Genomic DNA, 6,033 nt, shown 5'->3' with positions numbered 1-6,033 from the left:
GCGACCACGCGCATGCCTAGTTCATGGCCAAGATGAACGATGAACTCGACCATACGGTAGTCCATCACGTCATGCTCGAGATCATTGATGAAGCTGCGGTCGATCTTGAGTTCGGAGAAAGGCAGCTGCTTGATATAGGTCAGTGATGAGAAGCCGGTGCCGAAATCATCGAGTGATAAGCTCAAGCCCAGCGCATTCAGCTGATGCATGCGGCCTACGGTGGTGGGCATGTCACAAACGAAGACGCTCTCCGTCAGCTCCAGTTGCAGACGCTGTGGAGCGATACCATGTCGAGCCAGGGTCACAACCATCTCATCGACATAACTGGGGTTGTCGATCTGGCGGGCGCTGACATTGATCGACAGATGAATGTTGGCCAGCGCGGGAATGCTCTCCCATGCCGTGAGTAGAGTGCACGCTTCTTCAAGCACCCAGTCTCCCAGCGTCACGATCAGCAGGCTTTTTTCGGCCAGTGGAATGAATTCGAACGGCGAGATCATGCCATAGGTCGGGTGTCGCCAACGTAATAAGCACTCGGCGCCCAGTAGTTGCTGATACTGATCAAATTGTGGCTGTAGTTCGATCCACATTTGACCGAGTTCAATGGCACTGCGTAGGTCGTGTTCCAGTTGTACGGCCCGCTCCAACTCCACTCGCATGCTGGGATCGAAACTGACTCGCTGATTGCGGCCAGCGTCCTTGGCACAGTACATGGCGATATCTGCGCGCCGAATCAACTCTTCGGCACATAGGCCGCGGCCATGGAAGATGATGCTACCCATGCTGGCCGAACTGTGATGTTCCAGGGGTTGCCCGGACGGGCCTGTCAGAGAGTAGGGCTGATCGAGGGCATATTGCAGTTTCCTCATCACATCTTCGAACTCGCGGCGGGCATCGCTTTCATGTGCGCTCAAGGGCTGAAGCAAGATAACAAACTCATCGCCACCGAAGCGGGCAACCATGTCAGTGCTCCGTACCTGGCTGCTCAAGCGATGGGCGACTTCGATTAACAGATGATCGCCAGCAGCATGGCCGAGCAGGTCATTGATCTTTTTGAAATGGTCCAGATCAATGAAAACCAATGCAGCATGATCGCCCCGGATAGCGGTCGTGATGATGGTTTGCTGAAGCACATCTATCAGAGAGCATCGATTGGCCAGCTTGGTCAGCGAATCAAAGCGGTTGTGCTGATGCAGCAGCGCTTCTGATTCGACCACACGGGTGATATCGGTAATCGAGCCGATCATGCGCAGCGGTGTCCCGTCACGGTCTCGCTCGATGACGTCCCCCTTGTCGATGACCCACAGTACCTTACCCTCTCGGTTCAACATGCGGTGTCGATGATAGTAGGGCGTCTTGCCTGCCAGGCAGTCCTCGATGGCAGCCATGACCTCTGGTGTATCATCGGGATGCAGCATGGCGGCAAATTCGTCGAGGCTATTGCAGAGCTCGCTTTCGGGAATCTCCAATATCTGCGACCAGCGTCGATTATGCGTTACTTGGCTGTCTGAAATGCTCCAGTCCCAGAAGCCCTCCAGCGATGTGTCATAGATATGATCGATCTGGCGGTTCTTGCGCTCGTGCTCACGCACCTGAGTGGTGATGTTGTGTGCCAGTACTGCCACCATTCCCGTCCCTTGTGGGCTATGGAAGGGTTGTTTGATAGAGCGAAAATGATTGACCTCACCCGTCTCACCATCCGTGGCATCTTCGAATATGACCTCGCGCTCATATTTATTGAGCACCTGCTGGACGCTGCGTCGAAAGAAGTGCCCCTGCTCGGTATTGCCGGTGTAGTGGCTGTCCTCGCGACCGACAATGTCCTCAAGCGTCGTGCCATAGAAGTTGATGAGCGTTTGATTGGCGAAACGAAATAGTCCCTGAGCATCCTTGACGAACATGATGTCGGGATGGGTATCCACCAGCATGCGTAGCAGGAAATTCTCTTCTTCGAGTGCCTTCACCCTTTCAGTCAGTGCCAGTGGATCGAACGTGAGGCTTGTATCCATATCAGGCATTGGAGCTTGAGGCGCGCCGCTTGGCGGTGCATCCGGGAGCTCCTGAGCATCTGGATTTACTGACATGGCAAGTACCTGTAGCAATAGTCATTACGTACAGTCTACTTGGATCGCTGGTTGAAAATGATGAGTCCGGTACGCGTGTGCCAATCAACGATGTTACCTACAGGCCCCGAATTCTCTGACTCTTGGGATGGGTCTGGCGTAACAAAGGCTTAGAGGTCTACTTTGTCCTTGTGCTCGCAAAGGTCTTCAATCACGCAGCTTCCGCAGCGTGGCTTGCGCGCCACGCAGGTATAGCGCCCGTGCAGAATCAGCCAGTGATGCGCATCGACCAAGAACTCCTTCGGTACATGGCGCATCAGCTTGTGCTCGACTTCCAGCACGTTCTTGCCTGGGGCAATGCGCGTCCGGTTCGAGACTCGGAAAATATGGGTATCGACCGCCATTGTCGGCTGCCCAAAAGCAGTGTTGAGCACGACATTGGCCGTCTTGCGGCCGACCCCTGGCAAGGCTTCCAGCGCTTCGCGAGTCTGAGGAATTTCGCTGTCGTGTAATTCAATCAACATGCGGCAGGTCTTGATGACGTTCTCGGCCTTGGTGTTGTAAAGGCCAATCGTCTTGATGTACTCCTTCAAGCCCTCGACGCCCAACGCCAGAATGCTCTCTGGCGTATTGGCGACGGGGTAGAGCTTTGCCGTCGCCTTGTTGACACCGACATCGGTCGCCTGTGCCGAGAGAAGCACCGCGATCAGTAGCTCAAAGGGGGTTGTCCAGTAAAGCTCTGTGCGGGGTTCAGGGTTTTCTGCCCGCAGGCGCGTAAATATTTCGAGGCGTTTCTGAGCGTTCATGTCATCTCTGGGCTGGGGCGGAAAGGGGCGTCAGGAAATCGTACCGGTGACACGCACGCGGCGCGATACCTTGGGTGTCTCCGCGGCAGCAGCCTTGCGACGTTGATCCAGTCGCTCGTCGATGGCCTTCTTGGTCGCGATGATCAAGCCCATGCAGAAGAAGGCTCCCGGCGGCAGCACCAGGAACAGGAAGGAATAATCCGGGAAAACCGTCAGTTGCCAATCGGCAGCCATCGGCCCCAGCAAAAGCTCCATTCCGGCAAATAGCGTGCCCTGGCCGAACAATTCACGCATGGCGCCGAGCAACACCAGCACGGCCATGAAACCGAGCCCCATCATCAGCCCATCGGTCGCGGCCGGCAGTACCGGATTCTTGGCGGCAAAGGCGTCAGCACGCCCGAGAATGGCGCAGTTGGTCACGATCAGCGGGATGAAGATGCCCAGAATCTGATAGAGCTCGAAGGTATACGCCTTCATCAGCAGCTCGGCACAGGTCACGAAGGACGCGATGATCATCACGAAGGCCGGCAGGCGTACTTCCGTGGGTACCAGATTTCGGATCAGTGAGACGGCAGTATTTGAGCCGACCAGCACCAACAACGTCGCCAGCCCCAGACCCAGCGCATTGACGATGCTCGCTGTCACGGCAAGCAGTGGACACAGGCCCAGCAGCTGTACCAGTGCCGGGTTGTTATTCCACAGTCCGTCGCGGCTGATCTTGCCAAGTGAGATATCACTCATGAGCGTTGTCTCCGCTGTGCTGGAGGGAGGAGGGAGTGTTGCCTTCAGCGGATGTCGAGGACTGTGCTGATGTAGATCCAGCGGCCGATTCTGGCGCTGATTCAGAGGGCGATTCAGCTGCTGGCGATAGTGTCTCTTGCCTGACACGCCGAGTCGCCGTCAATGTCTCACTGTCTCCTGCCAACAAGGCAGTGCGATGCGCCATGAAGTAGATCAGTGCCTGACGAACAGCACCCACGACAGCGCGTGGCGTGATAGTGGCTCCGGTGAACTGATCAAAGTCGCCGCCATCCTTTTGCACCTTCCAATCCATGGAGCTGAGCGTCTGGTCATCGAATTCGTGAATCCACCCTGACTTGCGCGCTTCAATCTTGTCGCCAAGCCCGGGTGTTTCGCTGTGCTTAACCGCACGTACACCCGCGACACTGCCATCAGCACGAATACCGACCAGCAGACGAATATCACCGCTGTAGCCCTTGCCCGTGACCACTGGCAGCAGCACCGCGACCGTCTTGCCGTCCTGGGTCGCACGCCAGCCAGTGTCAGCGGTTTCCAGGCCCAATACCTGCGAGGGCGGCAGCGCAAAGGCATCGTCCAGCAGACTGTTGTCATGCAGGGACGGCGGAATGATCTCGGCCAGCGCGGCACTCTGAGCGGCCCGCTCATTTTCGACGATGGTGTCTGCAGTCGTGATCTGTGTCACGGCCACCACCCCCGCCGTGACAATGGCGAACACCGCAAGGCCTAAAGCGGCACGACGGATATTGTGACCGAATCCGTGAGCATTCTCTGGCACATTCGGGGGGGGGGGCGGGCGTCTGGCTCATGCCTTGTCCTCCAGCTTGATGCCACGACGGGCCTTCTTGTGGCCATAGCTACGAGGCTGGGTGTAGTAATCGATGAAGGGTACGCTGAAGTTCATCAGTAGCACCGCAAAGGCGATAGCGTCCGGATAGGCACCGAAGGTGCGAATCAGGTAGATCAGCACACCGATACCGACGCCGTAATAGAGCTTGCCCTTGTTGGAGGTTGCCGCTGTCACGGGATCGGTGGCGATGAAGAAGGCCCCGAAGATGGCCGCGCCACACAATAGATGGAAGACAGGGCTGGCATGCTGGCTACCATCGATCACATAGAAGATGCCAGACATGACCGCGAGACTACCCAGTACGGCGACAGGGATATGCCAGGTGATCAGGCGTTTGGCGAGTAGCACGAGCCCGCCTAGCCCCCAGGCAATGGCTATCTGCTGCCAGGCCAGTAGATTGGCTGCTGGTAGTAGCGTGGGGTTGGCCCAGAACTCAGCAGTGCTCAGTTCACCTTTATTGCGGAACGTGTCCAGTGGCGTGGCGCCGGTAAGGGCATCTGGTGTCGAGATGAGCCCAAAGAATTGCGCAAGACTATCGCTGAAGCCAAGCACGAAGCCATCAGGCGCTGACCAGCGTGACATCTCGACCGGGAAGGAAATCAGTAGCAGGGCATAGGCGACCATCGCCGGATTGAACGGGTTTTGTCCCAGTCCACCGTAGAGTTGCTTGGCAACCACGATGGCCGCGATCACTCCTGTCAGTACTAGCCACCAAGGTGCCAATGGTGGCAGTGAAACGGCCAGCAGCACACAGGTGACCAACGCCGAGTTGTCTTTGAGAAAGAAGCTCACCGGACGGTCGCGCAGCGTGAGCAGTAGGGCTTCGAGTGTGACGCCAGCCATGCAAGCAAAGGCCAGATTGAACAGGACGCCCCAGCCATAGTGCCAGCACAGTACGGCAATCCCCGGCAGCGTGGCGGCCAGCACCCATGCCATCACGCGAGAGGTCGCGGTTGGCCCGTGGGCATGAGGGGAGCTTGCGTGCATCAGGCTCATGAGGCGTTCATTTCCTTGAAGGGGGGGAGTGGCATCTTGCTGATCATTGCGCATCCACCAGTGCCTGGACCTCGGCGAGCGACTCGCGGGCATGTTCTAGATTACGCCGTGTGCGGTCGAGCTTGGTCTCAAGGCGCGCGCGACTCTCGTCATCGGCACTGGTGAGTGCCGCTTCAGCCTTGTGGTACGCCATCTCGGCCGCCTTGACGCCAATGGTCACCTGTTTGTGACGCTTGGCGAGATTCTCGGCCCGTGCCGTTTCAATCTCGGCCTGTGAGAGCGTCACGTTGCTGGCCATGCTGCCACGCCCGCCAGTGGGCTCAGCCCCTTGCGGCGCTTCAGATCGTTGTCCTGGCATGCGCTCAGGCATCTGGCCGCCACCGTCTGGTTGAGCACTTGTCAATCGGACCTCAGCGGCGCGCATGTTTTCCTGCGCTGTCGCCAACAGTGTCTGCAGGTCTTCAATATCGCCTTCGCCACTTTCACTGGCCCGTGCGAGCGCTTTTTCGGCTTTCTTGACGGCAATGTTGGCCGCGGCACGCGCCGTCTTGAGCGCCTT

5 protein-coding genes and 1 pseudogene are annotated in these 6,033 nt (G+C 57.6%); all 6 read right to left on the bottom strand.

Translation table 11 applies throughout. The annotated features are described in order from the left end of the window. Positions 1-2,084 (bottom strand): sensor domain-containing protein (locus BF12_RS19065; RefSeq protein ID WP_156941143.1); only part of this gene is annotated, 2,084 nt, incomplete at its 3' end. A gap of 149 nt (positions 2,085-2,233) precedes the next feature. Then, the gene (nth, locus tag BF12_RS0106825) at positions 2,234-2,869 is read right to left on the bottom strand and encodes an endonuclease III (protein WP_024951630.1); all 636 of its coding nucleotides are present in this window, start codon (positions 2,867-2,869) and stop codon (positions 2,234-2,236) included. A gap of 30 nt (positions 2,870-2,899) precedes the next feature. Further along, complete coding sequence (locus BF12_RS0106820; protein ID WP_024951629.1) at positions 2,900-3,610, bottom strand: electron transport complex subunit E; 711 nt, start codon at positions 3,608-3,610, stop codon at positions 2,900-2,902. Continuing rightward, positions 3,603-4,406 carry an electron transport complex subunit RsxG gene (gene rsxG, locus BF12_RS19060; RefSeq protein WP_024951628.1) on the bottom strand — a complete coding sequence of 268 codons (804 nt, stop codon included), beginning with the start codon at positions 4,404-4,406 and terminating at the stop codon, positions 3,603-3,605. Before rsxG ends, BF12_RS0106820 begins: the two co-directional genes overlap by 8 nt. Before the next feature lie 27 nt (positions 4,407-4,433). Further along, complete coding sequence (gene rsxD, locus BF12_RS0106810) at positions 4,434-5,474, bottom strand: electron transport complex subunit RsxD (protein ID WP_024951627.1); 1,041 nt, start codon at positions 5,472-5,474, stop codon at positions 4,434-4,436. A gap of 43 nt (positions 5,475-5,517) precedes the next feature. Continuing rightward, a pseudogene (locus BF12_RS22185) lies at positions 5,518-6,033 on the bottom strand (electron transport complex subunit RsxC); the annotation flags it as partial.

The sequence above is a fragment of the Cobetia crustatorum genome (assembly GCF_000591415.1).
Taxonomy (GTDB): Bacteria; Pseudomonadota; Gammaproteobacteria; order Pseudomonadales; family Halomonadaceae; genus Cobetia; species Cobetia crustatorum.
Note: the sequence above shows the minus strand (reverse complement) of the source record. Positions and strands in the feature narration are given on the sequence as shown.

Coding starts and splice junctions, on each gene's coding strand:
- nth (WP_024951630.1), bottom strand. CDS start 2,869: ATGAACGCTCAGAAACGCCTCGAAATATTTACGCGCCTGCGGGCAGAA.
- BF12_RS0106820 (WP_024951629.1), bottom strand. CDS start 3,610: ATGAGTGATATCTCACTTGGCAAGATCAGCCGCGACGGACTGTGGAAT.
- rsxD (WP_024951627.1), bottom strand. CDS start 5,474: ATGAGCCTGATGCACGCAAGCTCCCCTCATGCCCACGGGCCAACCGCG.